This is a genomic window from Vibrio rotiferianus CAIM 577 = LMG 21460 (assembly GCF_002741985.1).
In the GTDB taxonomy this organism is placed as follows: Bacteria; Pseudomonadota; Gammaproteobacteria; order Enterobacterales; family Vibrionaceae; genus Vibrio; species Vibrio rotiferianus.
On sequence record NZ_APHW01000004.1, the window covers coordinates 1 to 20,638 of the forward strand.

Below are 20,638 nucleotides of genomic sequence, written 5' to 3' on the forward strand. Positions count from 1 at the left end.
TTTATATCATGGAGCGAGGTCCGTGCTATCTAGGATAGAAACAACAGGAAAAGTGTTTGGAGATTGGTTAGTCAATTTACGAGCAACAAAGCCGTTTAATGTAGTGGTAGTCGCACTTGCCAATAAGCTAGCAAGAATAGCTTGGGCGGTGTTGTACCACCGCCAAGCTTTTAGGGCTGTATAGCCATAACCAAGTTTGCAACGCCAATGAACGTGATGACAAAAACGGTCGATCGGCCAGATTAGTAACCTGATACAAAAAATAGCACCTAGTTGCTTTGGGGCTTTTAAGGATAATCTGGCGCGGATATCATCGTGGAGCGGGGAAGTTAATGTTCCCAACGTGGACTCCGAATACATTAGCGCAAACCAACTCCGTTATGACTAAATTGTAGTTGCAATAACGGGGCGGACCATACATTTTTGCATCTGTAAGCTTTGCCTTAGCCTCAAACTTCATATTTCCAATAGCACCTATACTCTTACCGCTAAGGTGATAAGAATTCGAGTTCCTGCTATTATCGGCGCTTAATTCTAATAATTAGGAAGCAAGTTTATGCCACATCTTCGATTTAGAGCGGTAGAGCCTCAAGCGGTTCAAGCACTATCAAAACCTCTTACTGATGAGTTACAACCATTAATGGATTGCCCTCGCGAGGACTTCACGTTTGAATACATTTACAGTACTTTTTTCAGTGAAGGTGAAGTAAGCACTGCCTATCCTTTTGTTGAGGTGCTGTGGTTCGACCGTGGTCAGGAAACACAGGACAAGGTTGCTAAAGCGATCACTCAACAAGTCCGAGGTATTGCAGGCGAAGATATCGATGTCGCGGTAATTTTCTCGGCCCTCTCTCCTAAAGGCTACTATGATAATGGTGAGCACTATTAAGGAATAATTGCGATGAAGCTGAGTCTTTCTTTTTGTTTAAGTTTATTATTCTCAGCTTTTATTTATGCTACTCCATGGGAGCAGGTTCCTGGTCCCACAAATAATTCTTCTTCTGCTATTGGTAGTTATGCTAATGGTTGTTTAGACGGCGCTTTGCCTCTCCCTTTGGATGGTGCTGGCTATCAGGTTTTGCGCAGTAAAACGAAGCGTTACTATGGGCATCCACATGCTATTCGTTTTATCGAAGACCTCGCTAGAAAAGCAAACCAAGACCTTAATACAACATTGCTCATTGGTGATTTGTCTTTGGCGCGTGGTGGACGTTTTTCTTCTGGTCATTCTAGTCATCAAACTGGCTTAGACATTGATATATGGCTTCGTTTAGCTGATGAGCCACTATCTTATAACGAGCTACAATTGCCGAAGCCAATGAGTGTTGTGGATCTAAAAAAATACCAGATCCTAGAACATCGCTGGGAGAAGCGACACTTTGAAATTATTCGTAGTGCTGCTCAAAGTGAGCGTGTCGCTAGAATCTTTGTTCATCCAGTGATTAAAGAGCAGTTGTGTAAGCAAGAAGCGAGTCGTGAGCGTGCGTGGTTACGTAAAGTTCGTCCTTGGTGGGGGCATCATTACCATTTCCATGTTCGGTTAGCTTGCCCTTCTTCCAGTCTGAACTGTGTTAATCAAGCTCCACCTCCTATGGGGGATGGCTGCGGTGCAGAACTCGCAAGTTGGAAGCCTAAATCTCCATCCCCAAAAGCGACAAATAAAAAAAGTACGCCTTCCCCAGCTAAGAAAAATAGAAAGCTCACTCCTGCCGAGTGTGCACCACTTATTACGATGAAATGAGTGGGTAGGGTACTGCCGTATCTCGGTTATGAAACTGGAGAATCATCACACTTTTGTCTACAGTGAATAATATTAGTATAAAAAACAACCTAAGTTATCCAGATGGTATTGTATGAATGTTTTTAAGAAACAGTGGTTTATGGTGGTAAATTCCATTTTCTTTGTTTTTGAATAGAACTAATTCGCACGACTCTCTGATTGCTTAGCTTCGTGTCTGTCAGTTGGTTATGGAAGTGGCTTCGCAGACAATATTAATAGGTGGGCTGAGTGGCTTGTTGCCCGTCGAAGAGTAAATCAAGGACAAGACCATGACGATGATTTGTGCAAAAGAATTTGCGGGATGGCTGAGACACAGATTTAGCGGTGAAGATACGGGTGTTTCTATTTCGAGAGATGATATCAATCATCTTACTGGTAGGCAGCGTTTGGACCCTGGGTTTGTTAGTGATGTTCATTATGAATTAATGCAGTATGGAATGGCATTCGTTACTGACACTAGCAGGGAGAATTTTTATTTAGTGCCTGTTTCAAATACTTCAGACTGGCGTTCTCGTTTGGAGTATAACTTTGAGAAAGAACTGTTTTGCAACATCATTCCTATCGAAAAATCGGGTTAAAAAAAGGTTCAACTTTGGCTGCAAAGTTGAACCTCTTTCAATTACGCTAGCCCTTGAATAATCACGAACTTCTCTAGCAATTGCTCTTCAGTCTCGACATGATTTGGGTCGGTAATAATGCACTTCGTAATTGGACACACCGACTGACATGTTGGTTTTTCGTAGTGACCTTTACACTCTGTGCATAGAGCAGGATCAATTTCGAAAATGCTGTCACCCATAGTAATTGCACCATTAGGGCACTCAGGGTCACACATGTCGCAGTTGATGCACTTATCGGTAATAAGTAGTGCCATGATTACTTACCAGTTGGGTTACGGGTATCCTGACCTGCATTTAAGTTACGCATCAACAGACCGTATTCCAGATCCATGTCTTCTGGAACCGGGATAAATACAAAGTGGCCGTTACCTTTTGCGTCTTCAATTGATTCTGACTTACGGTTTTCCATAGCTTCTAGCGTGAAGATTACGTTGCCTTTTGGCGTCATTAGCTCAAGGCTGTCACCAACGATGAACTTGTTCTTCACTTCAACTTCTGCCATGTCACCGCGACGTTTGCCAGTGAATTCACCAACAAATTGTTGTGCGTCAGATACAGAGTAACCGTAATCGTAGTTCTGGTAGCTGTCGTGAGTGTGACGACGTAGGAAACCTTCTGTGTAGCCACGGTGAGCTAGGCTTTCTAGCGTACCCATTAGGCTCTCATCGAATGGACGACCAGCAACTGCGTCATCAATCGCTTTGCGGTAAACCTGAGCAGTACGTGCACAGTAGTAGAATGACTTGGTACGGCCCTCGATCTTCAATGAGTGAACACCCATCTTAGTTAGACGTTCTACGTGCTGGATAGCGCGTAGGTCTTTCGAGTTCATGATGTAAGTACCATGCTCATCTTCAAATGCCGCCATTTTTTCTTCTGGACGGTGACTTTCAGAAAGCAATACCACTTCGTCAGTTGGTTTGCCGCGACCGATAGTTGTTTCAGGGCGTTCGTCAGCGACTTCGATTGCTTGAGCTTCGTTTGGATCGAATGCTTCAACAATTTGGCCTGCGTCGTTTTCTTTGCCTTCTTCGACTTTATATTCCCAACGACATGCGTTAGTGCAAGTACCTTGGTTAGGGTCACGTTTGTTGATGTAACCAGACAGTAGGCAGCGACCAGAGTAGGCCATGCATAGAGCACCGTGAACGAAAACTTCTAGTTCAGTTTCAGGACAGTGCTCGCGAATTTCTTCGATTTCTTCTAGAGAAAGCTCACGAGAAACGATCACACGCTCAACGCCGTTAGCTGCCCAGAACTTCACGGTTGCCCAGTTTACTGCGTTCGCCTGTACTGACAGATGGATTGGCATTTCTGGGAACGCTTCGCGAACCATCATGATAAGACCTGGATCAGACATGATAAGTGCGTCTGGGCCCATTTCTACCACTGGCTTAAGGTCGCGGATGAAAGTCTTAAGCTTAGAGTTGTGCGGTTGGATGTTACATACCACGTAAAGCTTTTTGCCTAGGGCATGCGCTTCGTTGATACCGATTTGTAGGTTTTCGTGGTTGAACTCGTTGTTACGTACGCGAAGGCTGTAGCGAGGTTGGCCAGCGTATACTGCATCTGCGCCGTAGGCGAATGCGTAACGCATGTTTTTAAGGCTACCTGCAGGAGACAGTAGCTCTGGTACGAATGCTTTCTCTGTTGTCATTGCTCAATTCTCTTAGTATCTGATCACAAGTCAGGCCAAATCCACCTCATGGAAATGGGGCGCAAATTTTACGTCAAAATGTGAACTGTGACTAGGAGAATTATGGTTTGGATAAACAAACGCCCTCAAAAAAAGTGAGGGCGTTGTGGTTAATTTTTGTACGAAACTAAGCGTTAGGGTTTGGCAGACCGCCTAGCGCTTCGTATAGGTTTGGTAAGAAAGCGCTGAACTCACCACACATTAGAGAGAAGTCTGCATCGAAGCGAGCAGCTTGATCTTCACGTGGAATATCATCGTTTTGATCTTTTAGTTCATCAGAGAACTTAAGACGTTTGATGCCAGAGTCCTCTGCCATGATGAATTCGATACGATCTTGCCAGTTTAGTGCTAGCTTAGTTACCACTTTGTCTGCAGCGATGTGGTTGCGGATTTCATCGGTTGTCAGTTCTTGCTTCTTACAACGAATCACACCACCTTCCTCTAGCACAGACTTAAGCTCTGCTTCGTCCATCATTGTGATGCCTTGTGGTGTATCGCCAGTTTTTACCCACTCAGTCAGAGTCGTTTCGATCGCAACTTCTGGGATTGCTGGTACAACAGGCAGGCTACCCATTGTCTTACGTAATAGTGCCAATACGTCTTCTGCTTTTTTGTAGCTGCTTGCATCAACGAGGATGAAGCCTTCTTTTGGCATGATCAGTACGTAAGTGTGGCTGCTACGACTAAATGCACGTGGCAGTAGATCCATTACGATGTCATCTTTTAGGTTGTCTTTCTCTTTCTTCTTAAGAGGACGACCTTCTTGTGCTTCCATTGCTTCTACTTTTGCGTTTAGTGAATCTTTGATCACTGAAGCAGGTAGCATCTTCTCTTCTTTCTTAGCGCAAATTAGAATGCGGTTTTCAGAAACGTGCGTCATCATGTCGCCATTTCTACCCATCGCGCTAACCCAGCCAAACTTTTGCTTATCTTGGCTGCCACAAGGGGTGAATCGGAACTCGGCAAGTTGAGTTTCCAGTTGATCGGCGTTGAAGTTAACCTCGCGGTTAACACGGTATACCAGACAGTTTTTAAACCACATAAATCTTCTCTAGGCTTGATGACAAGAGACTAATCATAGGGAATTTTGCCGGCGTTGTCCTAATAGAATTGAAAAAGATCATGATGAATCTCAAAAGAAACTTATATGAAAATTTGTTTTCAAAGGTCACAAAAGTGTCATAATTGGTGGTAATAATGCTTATGCATAGAGGGGCGCTTTGTCCTTGAAATTCATTAGCTCAACTCACATAAGGTTATTCAATTATGTCTAGAAGGATTCTGGTTGTTGAAGACGAAGCTCCGATTCGCGAAATGCTCTGCTTCGTGCTTGAACAGAAAGGTTACCAAGCAGTAGAAGCAGAAGATTACGATACTGCGGTAACCAAACTGGCTGAACCCTTCCCAGATTTAGTGTTACTAGACTGGATGCTACCAGGCGGTAGCGGTATCAATTTCATCAAACACATGAAGCGTGAAGAGTTAACTCGTAACATCCCTGTTGTGATGCTCACCGCGCGTGGTGAAGAAGAAGATAAGGTTCGCGGCTTAGAAGTCGGCGCTGATGACTACATCACTAAACCTTTCTCACCAAAAGAGCTGGTTGCTCGTCTTAAAGCGGTAATTCGCCGCGTGACACCGACAGCGCTTGAAGATGTGATTGATGTTCAAGGTCTGAAATTAGATCCTGTTTCTCACCGGGTTACCGCAAATGATGAAGCGGTTGATATGGGACCGACAGAGTTCAAAATGCTGCACTTTTTTATGACCCATCAAGAGCGTGTTTACAGCCGTGAACAACTGCTAAACAACGTTTGGGGTACTAATGTTTATGTAGAAGATCGTACCGTTGATGTGCATATCCGTCGTCTACGTAAAGCACTTGAAATGGCTGGCCATGACAAGTTGATTCAAACCGTTCGTGGTGCAGGTTACCGTTTCTCGACAAAGGCATAACATCGTTAGCAGCTTATCAATACCATTTATGGAGTAATGAGTGGTTGAAAGATTGACTTGGAAAAAGCTGGCCTGGGAGCTGGCTTTTTTTTACACCCCGTGGGTGATCATAGGTTGGATATTCGGTTATATGCCGTGGTTGCTTTTGGCTGCCACGGCTTTGCAGCTTGTATGGCATTTACATAATCAGGTGCGTTTGTCGGCTTGGTTGTGGGATGAAAAACGTCTGACACCACCGTCTGGCAGTGGCAACTGGGAATCGTTATTTAACGGTTTGTACCGCTTGCAGCAACGTCAGCGTCGCAAACGCAAAGAGCTCACCAACTTAATTCGCCGTTTCCGCAATGGTGCTGAATCACTGCCGGATGCGGTGGTGGTCTTTCGTGCTGAAGGCAATATCGTGTGGTGTAACAAGCTTGCACAGCACCTTTTGGGTTTCCACTGGCCGGAAGACTCTGGACAACCTATTTCTAACCTAATTCGTACTCCAGACTTTATTAAGTACATCAACAAGCAAGACTTCTCTGAGCCGCTAGAAATGCGTTCGCCATTGAACGTCGAACGTATGTTAGAGCTGCGTATCGTGCCTTACACCGAAGGAGAACACCTGATGGTGGTGCGTGATGTAAGCCAACTTAAACAGCTTGAAGGTATGCGTCGTAACTTCTTCGCTAACGTATCTCATGAACTTCGTACACCGATGACGGTACTGCAAGGCTATCTTGAGATGACGGAAGATCCAGACATGATTGTTGGACCAATGTGGACCAAAGCTCATGGTGTGATGACAGAGCAGCTCAATCGTATGAACAGCTTGGTTAATCAGCTTCTGACGCTTTCTAAGATTGAAGCGGCACCAATGCATGAACTGGAAGATGTGGTCAATGTACCTAGCATGTTAGAAGTGCTAGAGAAGGAGGCCGTAAGCTTAAGTGGCGATGATCAGCATCAGTTGAAGTTCGATGTTGATTCTAGTCTGCGCGTGCTCGGTGATGATGACCAACTGCGTAGTGCGATTTCTAACTTGGTGTATAACGCGGTGAAATACACACCTCCGGGGGCACATATTAACGTTCGTTGGTATCAAACTGCCCAAGGCGCTTGCCTAGAAGTAGAAGACAGCGGTGATGGTATTGAGCCACAACACTTGCATCGATTGACCGAACGTTTCTATCGCGTGGATAAAGCTCGTTCACGAGATACTGGGGGCAGTGGTCTAGGTTTGGCCATCGTGAAGCACGCGTTGAGCCACCATGATTCTCATCTCGAAATCCACAGTGAAGTTGGCGTTGGCAGTAAGTTCTCTTTCGTTCTGCCAAGTCGTTTGGTGGTGAAGTAATGAGCGTCGTATCCAAAGTAATCAAGAAAGTTACTCTAGCCACACTGGTACTCTCCAGCGTGGCTTTTGCACAAGATGAACCGTTGCCGAATTATCAAAAGACAACTGGCATAGCCGGTAACTTATTGTCTGTCGGCTCAGATACGTTAGCGGGTATGACCACGCTTTGGGTGGAAGAGTTTAAATCTATCTACCCGAATATTAATGCTCAGGTACAAGCTTCTGGCTCATCTACTGCGCCACCGGCGTTAACAGAGCAAACTGCGCAATTTGGGCCAATGAGTCGCTCAATGCGTATGCGAGAGATCGAAGCATTTGAGCGGGTGCATGGTTACAAGCCAACGGCTCTTCGTGTTGCGATTGATGCTATTGGTATTTTTGTGCACCAAGATAATCCAATCAAAGGGCTTAACTTCCATCAGCTGGACGCGATGTTTTCCGCGACATTGCGCTGCGGTGAAAGTGAGTTCATCACTAACTGGCGTGAGTTAGGCATCAAAGCTGAATGGGCAAAGCGTAACTTGCAGTTGTTTGGGCGTAACTCGGTATCGGGTACCTACGGTTACTTTAAAAGTAACGCCTTGTGTGGCGGTGATTTCAAAACTCGTGTGAATGAACAGCCGGGATCAGCATCAGTGGTGCAGTCTGTCGCATCAACGATTAGCGGTGTTGGTTACTCCGGTGTGGGTTATCGAGTTGCTGGGGTTCGTTTAGTTCCTATTGCGAAAACAGGCACAGATTACGTTAGCCCAGTGCGTGAAAATATTATCTCAGGTAAGTACCCACTATCGCGTTACCTCTATGTATACGTGAATAAACATCCTGATTATCCGTTAAGCCCAATTGAATCTGAGTTCATTCGTTTTATGTTCTCTGCCCAAGGGCAAGCACTGGTCGCGAAAGACGGTTATGTTCCGATTACTGCCGATTTTGCTGCAAAGGAACTAAAAAAGGTCGGTTTGTAAGCCGACCTTTTTTGTTTCATTGAATTTGCAGTTAGAAGCTCAATACCCATCCTGCGCTTTCCCAGCGTTGCTGTTCTTCCTGTAAATCGGCATCGAGCAGTTTGTTATTCTCCAGCCAACCTTCTTCAGCGCAGGTAAGTACCCACTTATTTTCTTGTATCGACAGCGTCAGCTCTGGCAGTGGATCGTCGTTACGCTGACCGTTGACCACGATAGCTAGACGCAGAATCTTAATTAAGTTGATGATGTCACTCTCTTTGTAGAGATTGAACTCTGGGAGCTCACTCAGCTTAAGGGATTTACGTTGGAAGCGAGCTAAGGTCGCCAATACCAATTGCTGTTCGCGGTTAAAGCCCGGTAAGTTGGAGTGCAGCAGAATGTAGAATGAGTGACGATGGAAGCCGCGCAGACTGATGCTCAAGCCAACTTCATGCAGCAAAGCCGCCCATTCCAGTAAATCAAACAACTCACTCTTTTTCTTGATACCAAGTTCAGCACGAACATTGCTCAGCATCTCCCTTGCATGACCTTTTACGCGTGCCGCGTGTTCAATATCAACGCGATGTTGTTTTGCTAGGTTTTCTGTGGTGCGCATACGAATATCAGAACGAGCGAAGCGCTCTTCCATCTCGTAGAGCAAGCCCTCACGCAACGCACCATCCGAGAAGAACATCTGGTTGATTTTTAGTGATTGGAAGATGGCAGATAAAATGGCTACACCTGCGGCAAAGACTGACTTACGCTCGTCACTAAGACCAACAAGCTCGATATCATCAATGGAACCAAACTCGCATAGCGTGTCGATAAGCTTGCCTAAACGCTTATTGGTGACAAGCCCATCTTCATAACCTAAACCAATCAACACTTCACGTATTGCTTTGATAGTACCGGAAGATCCAAGAGCAATATCCCAGCCTTTCTTACGGTATTTTGAGGCAATGGATTCCATGCGTTGTTCTGCGGCGAGAATCGCTTTGCTGAAGTTCTTACTCGACAGTTTGCCATTATTGAAGAACTGCTCGGTAAAGCTCACGCAACCCATTTGCTTACTGTTGAGAAGTTCAGGTTCGAATTCTTGACCGATGATCATCTCGGTACTTCCGCCGCCGATGTCGACGACCAACTTTGAGTTAGATTCTGCTTGAGTGTGCGCGACGCCAAGATAGATGAGGCGAGCTTCTTCTTCGCCCGGGATGATCTCAATTGGAAAAGGCAGCACCTCTTTGGCTCGTTTAATAAAGAGGTGGGCGTTGTTAGCTCGCCTTAAGGTATGTGTAGCTGCAATTCTTACGTTTGAAGCTTCAAAGCCTTGTAAGCGTTCGGCGAACATTGCGAGGCACTCAAGGCCTCGCTCCATCGCGGCATGGCTGAGATTTAACTCTGAATCGAGTCCGGCAGCTAAGCGGACGCGTTGTTTATGGCGGCTGACTAATTGCAGATCACTTCCCACAACTTTCGCCACTACCATATGGAAGCTGTTCGACCCGAGGTCAATTGCGGCAATATGGCGTACATCTTGTTCAAGTATTTGAGGCATCTGATTTTTGTTTTCTTATTTGCTTTTCTATATGTTTAAGATAGTCGTAGATAGCAACTTGTGAGCGAACTTTTTTACGATTACCTCGTGGTACATAGCTATTGCTCATCTCTTTATCGATTAAGCGAGCCTTTACCGTATCGGTAAAGTGAATGTTAGTGATATCAATAATTCTTTGTTTCAAACGAGGATCGTGGATTGGTACAGCAACCTCAATGCGGTGGTCGATGTTGCGAGTCATCCAGTCAGCTGACGAGATATAAACTTGTGGATCACCACTATTGTGGGTGATGATCACGCGAGGGTGCTCTAAGAAACGGTCAACAATACTGATAATACGAATGTTTTCACTCACCCCTTCAATACCCGGTACGAGTGAACACATACCGCGGATTATCATATTGATTTTCACCCCCGCATTGCTGGCTCCATAGAGCTTATTGATGATGCCTTTGTCGACCAAGTTATTGACTTTGATGGTCAAAATCGCTTTCTTTCCTGCTTTTGCATTCGCAATCTCACCATCGATTAGACGATATAGCTGTGTTCGAGAGTTACGTGGAGAAACAATCAAATGGTTAAACTTAACTGGGCGGTACGGGTTTTCGATATATCCGAACACATTGCGTACCTCGTCGGTGATCTCCTGATCGGCAGTGAGTAAGGAAAAATCAGTGTAGATGCGTGCTGTCTTTTCATGAAAATTCCCAGTGCCAATATGGGCATAACGAATAATCTCGCCTTCTTCTCGACGACTTATTAAGAGTAATTTGGAGTGGATCTTAAGGCCTGGCGCACCAAAGACAACGTGCACACCTGCCTCGGTCAGTATCTTAGACCACTCGATGTTAGCTTCTTCATCGAAACGAGCTTGTAACTCCACAACAACCGTGACGCCCTTGCCATTGTGTACGGCATCGATCAACGAGTTCATTAAGCGTGAGTCTTTAGCGACGCGATAGATATTGATTTTTATACTGAGGACTTTTGGGTCGAAAGAGGCTTGGCGAACTAATTCAGAAATATGATCGAAGGTGTGATAAGGGTAGTGCAGCAATATGTCTTTTGTTTTAATTGCTTCAAAGCTGTTTGCGTAACCTTCAAAGTCGGCACACTTCATTGGTGGCATTGGTTTGTTTTCTAAGTAGTCACGGCCAACGTTTGGAAAATCAATGAAGTCCTTGAAGTTATGGTAACGGCCACCAGGAATGAGGTTGTCATAGCTAGATATTCCCAGTTTATTACATAAGAAGTTCAGCATTTTCTGTGGCATATCACGTTCATAAACAAACCGAACGGGTAGTGCTGTGAGGCGTTGATTAACCCCTTCAGACATTTGCTCAAGCAGGCTATATTCTATTTCAAAGCGTAAGTCATATTCAGCATCCCGAGTCATTTTCATCGCATAACCTTTGAGTTCATCGTATTCAAAAAAGCCTTTGAATAGCTCATCGAGACAATAGCGGATTATGTTGTCGAGCAGGATGATCGTTTTACGTCGCTTACCCTTTTTTTCAGGTAGCATGACGAAACGAGGTAAGTGATCGGTTGGAATTTCAATTAAAGCGTATTGAGATTGATCGCCTTTACGTAAGTCAACGGTAATGTATGCGTACTCGTCTTTGAGAAATTGCAAAACATCGATGTCATCTTTGATCAAAAGTGGTGTGATGTGCGGCATGACTTCTTTACGGAAGTACTTGGTGATCCAACGCTTTTGTGTATCATCAAGCTGATTTTCGTTCACTAAGAAAATACGGCGCCTAGCCATCTCCCGAATTAGTTCACTATATAGCTCATCGAACTGCTCGTTTAGCCTCAAAGCTTTGGTTTGCATCTTAGTTAACAAGTGCTTAGAGTTATTACTATCACCTCGATCTTGGCTAATTAAGATCCGACGTTTTACGTCTGCAAAGCGTACTTTATAAAACTCATCCAAGTTATTGGAAAAGATTCCAAGAAAGCGAATTCGCTCAATGAGAGGAACGGTTTTATCAGCGGCTTCTTGTAGTACTCGCTCGTTGAAAGACAACCAACTAAGTTCTTTTTCTATATAGAGTTTTTCTGAGCTCATAACCTTACCTAGCCTAAAATAAAGTAGATCCGTACTCACCAGTGAGATACAAAATGATGAGTCTGAACATTATGAGGTTTACGTTACAGTTTTATTTCATAATAAGATCTGTACAAGAGTTGTATTCTTTTCAGTTGTTTAATGTGATCTGTAATATAATTGTCATCTTAACGACATATTCTAGTACTAAGTAAAAAAGGGTAGAGAGATCAATGGCACAAGCCGAGTTTTCATTGCAGGAGAAAGATAAGAAACGATTGATTAAAGATCGTTTAGTCCGAATTGCAGTGACATCTGGTGGTGTAGGCGTCCTTGCTGCTCTTGTGTTGATCTTCGTTTATCTCGCGATGGTGATCATCCCTCTGTTTTCTGATGCAGAGATCGAAACCAATTATGCCGCTCGTGCAACCCAAAGCGGGAAGCCACTCGCAATTTCCGTTGATGATTACTCTCAAATCGGTTTGGTTTTAACCCAATCCGGTGAAGTTCGTTTTCTACCTCTTGATGATTCTAGCAAGCCCGCGCTTTACACTCAGCAGATAGCTAACAACCCAGTGGCGTTTTCTCAGTCTGCACCGGGACTGGTTGGTATGGTTTAGTCGATGGCCAAGGTAAAGCACATATTTTCAAGCCGGAGTTTAACGCGACGCTGCGCGAAAACACTCGTCCACCGGAAGTGATACCTTTTAGTTCAAGCATGAACATGCAGCTGACAGATGCCAGCGACCCGGTGACAAAGTTTGTTTTTAGTCCATCCCCACAATTCCCAACTCTAGTATGGCAGACTCAGAGCGGAGTGCTTAAAGCTCGTTGGCAAGAGCCCCAAGTACTAGATGCGCTACCCATAACGGTTAATTACACCTTTTCTTCCGGTTTTGATTCGCCAGATCAAATGCTGTTAACACCTGATGGGCAAAACTTGTACTTGCGTAATGGCTCTGAGTTAATCGTACTTGTGAAAGGTGAACGTAAGTTCTCGGTACGTGAAGTGATCGACCTAACGCAAGGTGATACAAAGCATTCAGTGAGAACGATGGATTTGCTAGCTGGGGCGTATTCTCTGCTCGTTACGCATAACGATGGTCGTGTATCGCAATGGTTTGATACGTTGCAGGGCGACAAACGTACTTTGACTCACATTCGTGATTTTAAGTTGGCGTCTGAGCTGAAGTATTTACTTCCCGATTCACACCGCAAAGGTTTCTACAGCTTTTACACCAACGGTACGTTGCAAAGCCATTACACCACCAGTGAGAAATTGGTGTTGTTTAAGCGAGCCTACACACAAGCGCCAGTGATGGCAGCAATGTCGAATAACGAGCGCTATCTGATTACATGGCAAAACGGCGAATTGAATGTCGCGTTCGTTGATAACCCGTACCCCGAAGTCTCTCTGTCCTCCTTGTGGCAAAAGGTTTGGTATGAAGGTTACCCTGAGCCCGAATTTGTGTGGCAATCTACCTCTGCCAGTGATGACTTTGAAGCGAAATTCAGCTTAGTGCCAATTGCGTTTGGCACCATCAAAGCGGCGATGTTCGCGATGCTATTTTCAGTACCACTGGCTGTGCTTGGCGCAATTTATACCGCTTACTTTATGTCGCCACGTATGCGGCGAGTGGTAAAGCCATCAATCGAGTTAATGGAAGCTTTGCCTACGGTTATTATTGGTTTCCTTGCCGGGCTCTGGTTCGCGCCGATTGTGGAAGACCATCTGATTACCGTTATGGTGATGTTGTTTGTTTTGCCGCTGAGCACTATGGTGATGGGCGGTCTATGGGCACTGATCCCACAGCCGATACGTAACCGCCTTCCTAATGGGTGGCATGCCTTAGTATTGATGCCTTTGCTTCTGTTGTTGATCGGGCTGGGTGTGTGGGTGTCGCCAATGCTTGAGCAAGCCTTCTTTGGCGGTGATATGCGTTTGTTCTTGACTGACCATGGTATTGGTTTTGACCAACGTAACGCGCTGGTAGTTGGTTTGGCGATGGGATTTGCGGTTATACCAACGATTTTCACCATTGCCGAAGATGCGATTTTCTCTGTACCTAAGCACTTATCGGATGGTTCATTAGCACTCGGCGCGACGCCATGGCAAACCCTGATTTATGTGGTCCTGCTGACAGCCAGCCCGGGCATCTTCTCGGCAATCATGATGGGACTTGGTCGTGCAGTGGGTGAAACCATGATTGTATTAATGGCGACGGGTAATACGCCATTAATGGATTGGAACGTGCTAGAAGGCTTGCGCAGCTTGTCGGCGACCATTGCGGTTGAATTGCCAGAGTCGGAAGTGGGCAGTTCTCATTATCGATTGTTGTTCCTATCGGCATTAATTTTGTTTGTCTTCACCTTTGCGGTGAACGCTTTGGCAGAATGGGTTCGTCAAAGACTAAGAGATAAATATCGTGCGTTGTAATCAGTTAACGGAAGAGCGAGTAATAGCGTGTTAAATTGGATTCGTTCTGGCGCACCTTGGATTTGGTTAACCGGGGGAGCAGTGAGTATCAGTTTGCTTTCTGTCCTCGGTTTATTGCTATTGATTGGTTGGAAGGGGCTTACTTACTTCTGGCCTGCGCCACTTTATCAATGGAACGTTGCTGCGCTGACTCCGGTGCAGGGCGAAGTGCTGCATGAAAACTCGATTCTGGTTGGCCAGGTTTACGAGCGCAGTTTCGTACCCAGAAGTTACCTACCAAAAGAAGCGGCAAATAAACTCGCGGATGACGAAGAATTTGCAACACGTTTGAACATCAAAATTGCCAACCGTGAGTTGTACCCAGCTGACTTTATCTCGGTACTGAAAATGCAGTTGGATGAGCCGACGACTCCGGGCGAATGGGCAGTGATTGAGCGCAGCAGTGGTGGCTACTTTTTCGGTAAGTTTGTTGCTTTCCAAGATGGTAACACGCGCTACGAAAACAACATTCAAACGCTTTTGGATCAGAAGCTTGATGATGCTGAAACCTTGCATCACGAAATCGACATGCTGGTGGATGATCAAGTAAAAGACTTGGGTTGGAAGCTAGAACAGCTTCGCTTAGACAAGCGCAAGCACGAGCTTAATGACACTATCACCGAAGAGTTTTTGGCAAACAACAGCCAACGCAAAGCAGAAATTGAAGCAGAGTTAGCCAAGCTAGACATGCAGCTTGATGGATTGCGTTTGGGCTTCTCCGATTATGCGCTCATTGTCGAAGACATGACCGGGACTCAAGTTTCGATTCCGTTAGAAGACATTTTGGACTACTGGTATCCCAACCAAATGTCACTGCCTGAAAAGGTGGCTCATTGGGGGAAACAGGTTTGGAAGTTCCTCTCAGAAGACCCACGCGAATCGAATTCTGAAGGTGGTGTTTTCCCAGCGATTTTCGGTACAGTTTTCTTGGTTATCATTATGTCGATCATCGTGATGCCATTGGGGGTGGTGGCGGCAATCTATTTGCATGAGTACGCTAAGAACAATGCGCTTACTCGAGTCATTCGTATTGCGGTTATTAACCTTGCTGGTGTTCCTTCGATTGTTTACGGTGTATTTGGTTTGGGCTTCTTTGTTTACACCATTGGTGCCTCGATCGATAACCTGTTTTACGCTGAAAGATTACCCGCTCCAACCTTTGGTACGCCGGGCTTGTTGTGGTCAGCATTGACGTTAGCTGTATTGACGTTACCGGTGGTGATTGTCACCACGGAAGAAGGTTTAACCCGTATTCCAAGCTCTGTTCGTCATGGTTCGCTAGCCTTAGGCGCAACGCAGTTTGAAACACTGTGGCGTGTGGTTTTGCCTATGGCAACCCCTGCGATCATCACTGGTTTGATTCTAGCGATTGCTCGTGCTGCGGGGGAGGTTGCACCCTTGATGCTAGTGGGAGTTGTGAAGCTGGCTTCTAGCTTGCCAGTGGATGGGCAATTCCCTTACGTGCATTTGGACAGAAAGTTCATGCACTTAGGCTTCCACATCTACGATGTCGGATTCCAGACGTCAAATATTGAAGCCGCGCGTCCGCTGGTTTACGCGACTTCCTTCTTACTCGTGACCGTGATTGTCGGACTAAACTTAACAGCAATCAGTATTCGTAATAACCTGCGTGAGAAATACCGAACTTTAGGACAAGATTAAGCATGTTTAACTTTGATAATACATTGGGTTATGAGCCGCCGTTGGATGTTCATAATCTAACGGATGAACAAACGGCTATCTCTATTGAGAACCTTAATCTTTTCTATGGTCAGGCTCAGGCGCTGCACGATATTTCCATGCGTATTCCGAAAGGGCGTGTAACGGCATTCATTGGCCCATCAGGCTGTGGTAAATCAACACTATTACGTTGCATTAACCGTATGAACGACTTAGTGGAAGGCTGCAAGGTGACGGGTAAAGTTCGTTTGCACGGTAAGAATGTCTATAACCCAAGTGTTGACGTGGCAACATTGCGTCGCCGTGTCGGTATGGTATTCCAACGCCCTAATCCATTTCCTAAATCAATTTATGAGAATGTGGTTTATGGCCTCCGTCTGCAGGGCGTTAAGACTCGCCGAACTTTGGATGATGCGGTCGAGCGCTCGTTGCGGTCTGCGGCATTGTGGGATGAAGTTAAAGACCGTTTACATGAGAACGCATTTGGACTTTCTGGCGGACAACAGCAGCGCTTGGTTATTGCACGTGCCGTCGCGATTGAGCCAGAAGTACTATTATTAGATGAGCCGACATCAGCATTGGATCCAATATCAACTTTAACTATTGAAGAGCTTATCAATGAGCTCAAGACTCAATATACTGTGGTTATCGTTACCCATAACATGCAGCAGGCGGCGCGCGTAAGCGACCATACTGCGTTTATTCATATGGGTAAATTGATTGAATACTCGGATGCGGATTCGATCTTCACCTCTCCAATGAAGAAACAAACCGAAGATTACATCACCGGTCGTTACGGTTAAGCCGCGACCTTTTAAGGATTAAAAAGAAAGCCATGCACTTTGGACGTCATATCTCAGGACAATTTAACGTAGAGCTAGAATCGATTCGTACCCATGTACTTACCATGGGTGGCTTAGTAGAGCAGCAACTGTCGTATGCTATTCAAGCCTTACACAAGGATGACATCGAACTGGCACGTAAAGTTGTGCGTGATGATCATAAAGTGAACGCGATGGAAGTCTCTATTGACGACGCTTGTACCCGTATCATCGCTAAGCGTCAGCCTACGGCAAAAGACTTACGTTTGATTATGGCTATCATTAAGACCATCACAGATCTTGAACGCATTGGTGATGTTGCGACACGCATTGCCTACGTAGCGATCGAAAGCCCATCATCGCAAGAGCGCCAATTCCAAGTCTCGTTAGAGCCTTTATGTCGTCAGGCGATCCAAATGCTGCACCAAGTACTCGATGCTTTTGCTCGAATGGATGTGGATGCGGCCGCAGAAGTACATAAGCTTGACGATAAGTTAGACGCGGAATATGAAGCAGTGATTCGCCAGTTGATGACTTATATGATGGAAGACCCGAAAAATATTCCTCACATTCTGCAAGTGATGTGGTCGGCTCGTGCCATTGAACGTGTAGGTGACCGTTGCCAGAATATATGTGAATACATTATCTACTTCGTGAAAGGGAAAGATGTACGTCATCTCGGCGATCAAAGTTTAGATGACGTTTTATCTAAAGATGAATAACAATGCCTGTCGAAAAGGTTGCACTCCAACTATTGCCTAGTAAGGTTTTCTTTTTATCAATATAGTTGAAGTCGCCTCCAACTCTAAGCCCAACATGTTCGTTCAAAAACAGAACCCACGCGCCTGAAATGCTTGCTCCTGAACCATGGGCGCTTCTTGATTTATCGGACCAGATATAGTCCCGTTGCCCTTCATACTCTACGAGGCCTGCTTCAATTTGAAAGCCAAGCTTATTCGGATGGTCTAAAAGTTGATATTGGCCTCCTATTCGGTAGGTCTTTAATCGGTCTTTATCCCATAATAACTCAGCGGATGTGTGAGAGTAGCTCATATAGAGAGCATCCAATCCGAGGACATCCGTTCCCCCAAGTTGCAAGCCTCCCCCTGAAATACCAGCCCCCCCCAGTATGGCCCATTTTTATTTCAGGGGATATGTGTAGGCTCTTCGCTGAAGTGACACCTGGTAGCAAAACTAAGGTGAACACTAATAAAAGGGTGTTTTTCATATTTATTGCTCCTGTAATCGCCCTCCTTGGCAACATGCAAAATTAATTTATCATCTGAAGTTAAACTGGATACCTACACCTCCAGCAACGTCAGACGATGAATATTTGCCTGATGATTCATAGTGGAATGTACCTGAAAGGCTAACTTGGTCCGTTAAGCCGTAAGCGCCGCCAATTGCTATTGCTTCTTTACTTCCCGCGAAACCAACACCAGCACCGATAGCCAGTTCACCATTTGTCGCATAAGGTCGAGCATTAGTGACAGCGTGTAAGCTTGCTCGGACTCCGTCCATTTGTTCTGCTTGCTGGTTTAAGCGGTAATCATATTCTGCCGCTAGCCCTTCCAAGTGAATCAATCGATCATCGGTGGTATCGCGCTCAATAGGTTGCTCTGGAGAAGCTGGTTGAGGTCGATTGGGTGGGGTAGAGTCTTCAATTGGGTGAACAGGCTGCTCTTCAATTGGGTTAGTTGGAACTTGTGGGATTGGACGATCTGGGACAACCGCGGAAACTGAGCTGAAAGAAGCCAGTAGGGTGCAAGCAGCGGTTAGCTTTACAAGTTTTTTAGTCATGTCTGAACTCTCAATAAGTAAACGAGTGACAGCATCCTTACTGTAAGCAATCGCTTTTTGTCATTTCCCTTAAAAGCAGGGCTATCTTATTGAGAAGTTTTATTTATGACCAAGTGACTGTCGTTATCTTGATGATAATCAGAACTTATTAGCTTGTAGTTTTAGACCTTGTTGGATAAGCTCTGTTAACCATTTTACTAGTGGGTTATTCCGGTTTCGAACATGCATGTGACAATGCACGGATTTCATTTGTGGTTGACCATCAATCGTGACGTCAACGGCTCTTAATCCCGGAAATTGCTCAACCGGAAGTAAATTGGAGTGAGGTAAATACATGTCAGTGTGTTTAACGACATCAAGTATTGCAGAGATCATTTCTGAGCGAAATCCAATGCTGTGTTCAACGCCCATTTCGGTGAGAAGCTCAGACGCGTAACTGAACTTGTCGTTCCACCCTGGGGAAATCAAAGAAGCAATTGGGTATCCGCCAAGATCATGTGGTTCAACATGAGGTTTGGTGATTGGGTGATCTTCACGGACAAAAATACGCCCTTTCAAATCCAGTAGCTTCGGCGTGTAGATCTCTTTATTGGTTAGAAGTAACTCGTAATTTACTCCCATCAGTGTCTCACCTTTCAAGATCTCATCAACCGTGCTGTTCGACCAACCAACTAATTCAAGTTGAGCGTTAGGGGCTAACGCTCTCATTTGTTCGAAGAGGAAACCGGGCAAGCAAGTCATTGTGATTGGTGCCAGTGCAATTCGGATTTTGTTGTCCACTTCAGCAGGATCAAATTGATGAGAGCGGTTAACTGCAGCCGCTAAACCATCGAGGTGCGGCGTAATATCGTTGGCGAGAGATTCGGCGAACGGTGTCGGTTCAAGACCTGTTTTTACTTTTACAAACAGCTCGTCACCGAAGTGATTACGTAGCTTTTGTAGCGCTTGACTGATGGCGGGCTGTGAGACGAACAAGCGCTGAGAGGCTTTACGCATGTTTTTCTCTTGCATCAAAATCATAAAGGTCTTGAGCAGATTCAGGTCAAGGGTGTGAAACAGGTCTTTCGCCATGGTACATCTCTAATATTTCTCAGGTACGAAGGTTTGATCGTCGATAGGTGCACGAACATACCCTTCTTTGTTCAGTTTCGGCAGTTCGATTTCTGGATGTTCTAGCTCTTCATACTCGACTTGACTGAGCAGATGGCTGATGCAATTTAACCGAGCTTTCTTTTTATCATCAGAAGGGACTACCCACCAAGGGCAACTTTTGGTATCAGTGTAAGCAAACATTTTATCTTTGGCTTCGGAATACTCTGCCCAGCGATTGCGCGACTCCAAATCCATCGGACTGAACTTCCAGTGTTTTATCGGAGTGTTGATACGTTCCAAAAAGCGTTTCTCTTGCTCTTCATCTGAAACCGAAAACCAGTACTTAATTAAGATGATGCCTGAGCGCAGTAACATGCGTTCGAACTCCGGACAAGAGCGGAGAAATTCCTCATATTGGTCTGGAGTGCAAAAGCCCATCACTTTCTCGACACCGGCTCGGTTGTACCAACTGCGGTCAAATAAAACGATCTCTCCAGCAGCTGGTAAATGTGCCACGTAGCGCTGGAAATACCATTGTGTTTTTTCTTTTTCAGTTGGCGTGGGAAGGGCTGCGATACGGCAGACGCGAGGATTGAGTTTTTCTGTGATGCGTTTGATGGTTCCGCCTTTACCTGCTGCATCACGACCTTCGAACAGAACCACGACTTTAAGCCCTTTATGCTTAACCCATTCTTGGAGCTTAACTAACTCAATCTGTAGCTTCTCTAACTCTTTTTCGTATTCCTTTTTCTTAAGTTTCGCCATGAATCCTCCAATCCTTAGTTATCAACATGTTAGCACTCAATAATCAAAGACGGGATTT

The 20,638-nt window shown here is 45.2% G+C and carries 18 protein-coding genes and 2 pseudogenes; 11 read left to right on the plus strand and 9 right to left on the minus strand.

Going from position 1 to position 20,638, the window contains the following annotated elements; all coding sequences use genetic code 11:
* From B853_RS26155 to B853_RS02485, 4 genes and pseudogenes are all read left to right on the plus strand, one after another.
* Nucleotides 1-184: pseudogene (locus tag B853_RS26155) on the plus strand (IS110-like element ISSpi6 family transposase); the annotation flags it as partial.
* Nucleotides 185-556: 372 nt separating this feature from the next.
* Nucleotides 557-889: a DUF1904 domain-containing protein gene (locus B853_RS02475; RefSeq protein WP_038885648.1), complete on the plus strand. Its 333-nt coding sequence runs from the start codon at nucleotides 557-559 to the stop codon at nucleotides 887-889.
* A 12-nt stretch (nucleotides 890-901) separates the two neighbouring features.
* A complete protein-coding gene (mepA, locus tag B853_RS02480; RefSeq protein WP_038885647.1) occupies nucleotides 902-1,741 on the plus strand; it encodes a penicillin-insensitive murein endopeptidase in 840 nt (279 codons plus the stop codon).
* 308 nt (nucleotides 1,742-2,049) lie between these two features.
* Nucleotides 2,050-2,358, plus strand: coding sequence for a hypothetical protein (locus B853_RS02485; RefSeq protein ID WP_038885646.1), 309 nt, complete (start codon nucleotides 2,050-2,052; stop codon nucleotides 2,356-2,358).
* A 41-nt stretch (nucleotides 2,359-2,399) separates the two neighbouring features.
* On the opposite strand, the gene B853_RS02490 is transcribed toward B853_RS02485, so the two are convergent.
* The 3 genes from B853_RS02490 to rdgC all read right to left on the minus strand — a co-directional run bounded on the left by B853_RS02490 (nucleotide 2,400) and on the right by rdgC (nucleotide 5,138).
* Nucleotides 2,400-2,654, minus strand: coding sequence for a YfhL family 4Fe-4S dicluster ferredoxin (locus B853_RS02490; RefSeq protein ID WP_005445273.1), 255 nt, complete (start codon nucleotides 2,652-2,654; stop codon nucleotides 2,400-2,402).
* Nucleotides 2,655-2,656: 2 nt separating this feature from the next.
* Nucleotides 2,657-4,057, minus strand: coding sequence for a prephenate-dependent tRNA uridine(34) hydroxylase TrhP (gene trhP / locus B853_RS02495; protein WP_005440369.1), 1,401 nt, complete (start codon nucleotides 4,055-4,057; stop codon nucleotides 2,657-2,659).
* Between the two features lie 166 nt (nucleotides 4,058-4,223).
* Nucleotides 4,224-5,138, minus strand: a complete 915-nt coding sequence (gene rdgC, locus B853_RS02500; RefSeq protein ID WP_005445276.1) for a recombination-associated protein RdgC — start codon at nucleotides 5,136-5,138, stop codon at nucleotides 4,224-4,226.
* A 224-nt stretch (nucleotides 5,139-5,362) separates the two neighbouring features.
* Between rdgC and phoB the strand changes: the two genes are divergently transcribed.
* Genes phoB through B853_RS02520 form a run of 3 tightly spaced genes read left to right on the plus strand, consistent with a single transcriptional unit; the run spans nucleotide 5,363 to nucleotide 8,356 of the window.
* Nucleotides 5,363-6,052, plus strand: coding sequence for a phosphate regulon transcriptional regulator PhoB (phoB, locus tag B853_RS02510; RefSeq protein WP_010446098.1), 690 nt, complete (start codon nucleotides 5,363-5,365; stop codon nucleotides 6,050-6,052).
* A gap of 40 nt (nucleotides 6,053-6,092) precedes the next feature.
* On the plus strand, nucleotides 6,093-7,391 hold the full coding sequence (gene phoR, locus B853_RS02515; protein WP_038885644.1) for a phosphate regulon sensor histidine kinase PhoR: 1,299 nt from the start codon (nucleotides 6,093-6,095) through the stop codon (nucleotides 7,389-7,391).
* On the plus strand, nucleotides 7,391-8,356 hold the full coding sequence (locus B853_RS02520; protein WP_010446102.1) for a PstS family phosphate ABC transporter substrate-binding protein: 966 nt from the start codon (nucleotides 7,391-7,393) through the stop codon (nucleotides 8,354-8,356). Before phoR ends, B853_RS02520 begins: the two co-directional genes overlap by 1 nt.
* Nucleotides 8,357-8,387: 31 nt before the next feature.
* On the opposite strand, the gene ppx is transcribed toward B853_RS02520, so the two are convergent.
* Together ppx and ppk1 are read right to left on the minus strand one after the other, a co-directional pair.
* Nucleotides 8,388-9,893 (minus strand): exopolyphosphatase, encoded by a 1,506-nt coding sequence (gene ppx, locus B853_RS02525; protein ID WP_038885642.1) that lies wholly within the window; start codon nucleotides 9,891-9,893, stop codon nucleotides 8,388-8,390.
* Complete coding sequence (gene ppk1, locus B853_RS02530) at nucleotides 9,877-11,967, minus strand: polyphosphate kinase 1 (RefSeq protein ID WP_038885641.1); 2,091 nt, start codon at nucleotides 11,965-11,967, stop codon at nucleotides 9,877-9,879. Before ppk1 ends, ppx begins: the two co-directional genes overlap by 17 nt.
* 212 nt (nucleotides 11,968-12,179) lie before the next feature.
* On the opposite strand from ppk1, the pseudogene B853_RS02535 reads away from it, so the two are divergent.
* The 4 genes and pseudogenes from B853_RS02535 to phoU all read left to right on the plus strand — a co-directional run bounded on the left by B853_RS02535 (nucleotide 12,180) and on the right by phoU (nucleotide 17,645).
* A pseudogene (locus tag B853_RS02535) lies at nucleotides 12,180-14,383 on the plus strand (ABC transporter permease subunit).
* A gap of 27 nt (nucleotides 14,384-14,410) precedes the next feature.
* Complete coding sequence (gene pstA, locus B853_RS02540) at nucleotides 14,411-16,084, plus strand: phosphate ABC transporter permease PstA (RefSeq protein WP_038885639.1); 1,674 nt, start codon at nucleotides 14,411-14,413, stop codon at nucleotides 16,082-16,084.
* A 2-nt stretch (nucleotides 16,085-16,086) separates the two neighbouring features.
* Nucleotides 16,087-16,905 carry a phosphate ABC transporter ATP-binding protein PstB gene (pstB, locus tag B853_RS02545; protein WP_010446113.1) on the plus strand — a complete coding sequence of 273 codons (819 nt, stop codon included), beginning with the start codon at nucleotides 16,087-16,089 and terminating at the stop codon, nucleotides 16,903-16,905.
* A 32-nt stretch (nucleotides 16,906-16,937) separates the two neighbouring features.
* Entirely contained in the window at nucleotides 16,938-17,645 is a 708-nt protein-coding gene (gene phoU / locus B853_RS02550) for a phosphate signaling complex protein PhoU (protein ID WP_010446114.1), read from the plus strand.
* Here the strand turns inward: phoU and B853_RS02555 are convergent.
* The 4 genes from B853_RS02555 to ppk2 all read right to left on the minus strand — a co-directional run bounded on the left by B853_RS02555 (nucleotide 17,632) and on the right by ppk2 (nucleotide 20,580).
* The gene (locus B853_RS02555) at nucleotides 17,632-17,976 is read right to left on the minus strand and encodes a hypothetical protein (protein ID WP_249027387.1); all 345 of its coding nucleotides are present in this window, start codon (nucleotides 17,974-17,976) and stop codon (nucleotides 17,632-17,634) included. The genes phoU and B853_RS02555 overlap by 14 nt on opposite strands.
* A gap of 225 nt (nucleotides 17,977-18,201) precedes the next feature.
* Nucleotides 18,202-18,723: a YadA C-terminal domain-containing protein gene (locus B853_RS02560; protein ID WP_038885636.1), complete on the minus strand. Its 522-nt coding sequence runs from the start codon at nucleotides 18,721-18,723 to the stop codon at nucleotides 18,202-18,204.
* A 138-nt stretch (nucleotides 18,724-18,861) separates the two neighbouring features.
* Nucleotides 18,862-19,794: a LysR family transcriptional regulator gene (locus tag B853_RS02565; protein ID WP_038885634.1), complete on the minus strand. Its 933-nt coding sequence runs from the start codon at nucleotides 19,792-19,794 to the stop codon at nucleotides 18,862-18,864.
* A gap of 9 nt (nucleotides 19,795-19,803) precedes the next feature.
* Entirely contained in the window at nucleotides 19,804-20,580 is a 777-nt protein-coding gene (gene ppk2 / locus B853_RS02570) for a polyphosphate kinase 2 (protein WP_038885633.1), read from the minus strand.
* Nucleotides 20,581-20,638: the final 58 nt, after the last annotated feature.

What these genes read in the sequence shown, in the direction of transcription:
- mepA (WP_038885647.1), top strand. Translation starts at nt 902, where the DNA reads ATGAAGCTGAGTCTTTCTTTTTGTTTAAGTTTATTATTCTCAGCTTTT.
- rdgC (WP_005445276.1), bottom strand. Translation starts at nt 5,138, where the DNA reads ATGTGGTTTAAAAACTGTCTGGTATACCGTGTTAACCGCGAGGTTAAC.
- phoU (WP_010446114.1), top strand. Translation starts at nt 16,938, where the DNA reads ATGCACTTTGGACGTCATATCTCAGGACAATTTAACGTAGAGCTAGAA.
- ppk1 (WP_038885641.1), bottom strand. Translation starts at nt 11,967, where the DNA reads ATGAGCTCAGAAAAACTCTATATAGAAAAAGAACTTAGTTGGTTGTCT.
- B853_RS02475 (WP_038885648.1), top strand. Translation starts at nt 557, where the DNA reads ATGCCACATCTTCGATTTAGAGCGGTAGAGCCTCAAGCGGTTCAAGCA.
- B853_RS02555 (WP_249027387.1), bottom strand. Translation starts at nt 17,976, where the DNA reads ATGAGCTACTCTCACACATCCGCTGAGTTATTATGGGATAAAGACCGA.
- B853_RS02485 (WP_038885646.1), top strand. Translation starts at nt 2,050, where the DNA reads ATGACGATGATTTGTGCAAAAGAATTTGCGGGATGGCTGAGACACAGA.
- trhP (WP_005440369.1), bottom strand. Translation starts at nt 4,057, where the DNA reads ATGACAACAGAGAAAGCATTCGTACCAGAGCTACTGTCTCCTGCAGGT.
- B853_RS02565 (WP_038885634.1), bottom strand. Translation starts at nt 19,794, where the DNA reads ATGGCGAAAGACCTGTTTCACACCCTTGACCTGAATCTGCTCAAGACC.
- ppk2 (WP_038885633.1), bottom strand. Translation starts at nt 20,580, where the DNA reads ATGGCGAAACTTAAGAAAAAGGAATACGAAAAAGAGTTAGAGAAGCTA.
- B853_RS02520 (WP_010446102.1), top strand. Translation starts at nt 7,391, where the DNA reads ATGAGCGTCGTATCCAAAGTAATCAAGAAAGTTACTCTAGCCACACTG.
- phoB (WP_010446098.1), top strand. Translation starts at nt 5,363, where the DNA reads ATGTCTAGAAGGATTCTGGTTGTTGAAGACGAAGCTCCGATTCGCGAA.
- B853_RS02490 (WP_005445273.1), bottom strand. Translation starts at nt 2,654, where the DNA reads ATGGCACTACTTATTACCGATAAGTGCATCAACTGCGACATGTGTGAC.
- pstB (WP_010446113.1), top strand. Translation starts at nt 16,087, where the DNA reads ATGTTTAACTTTGATAATACATTGGGTTATGAGCCGCCGTTGGATGTT.
- B853_RS02560 (WP_038885636.1), bottom strand. Translation starts at nt 18,723, where the DNA reads ATGACTAAAAAACTTGTAAAGCTAACCGCTGCTTGCACCCTACTGGCT.
- ppx (WP_038885642.1), bottom strand. Translation starts at nt 9,893, where the DNA reads ATGCCTCAAATACTTGAACAAGATGTACGCCATATTGCCGCAATTGAC.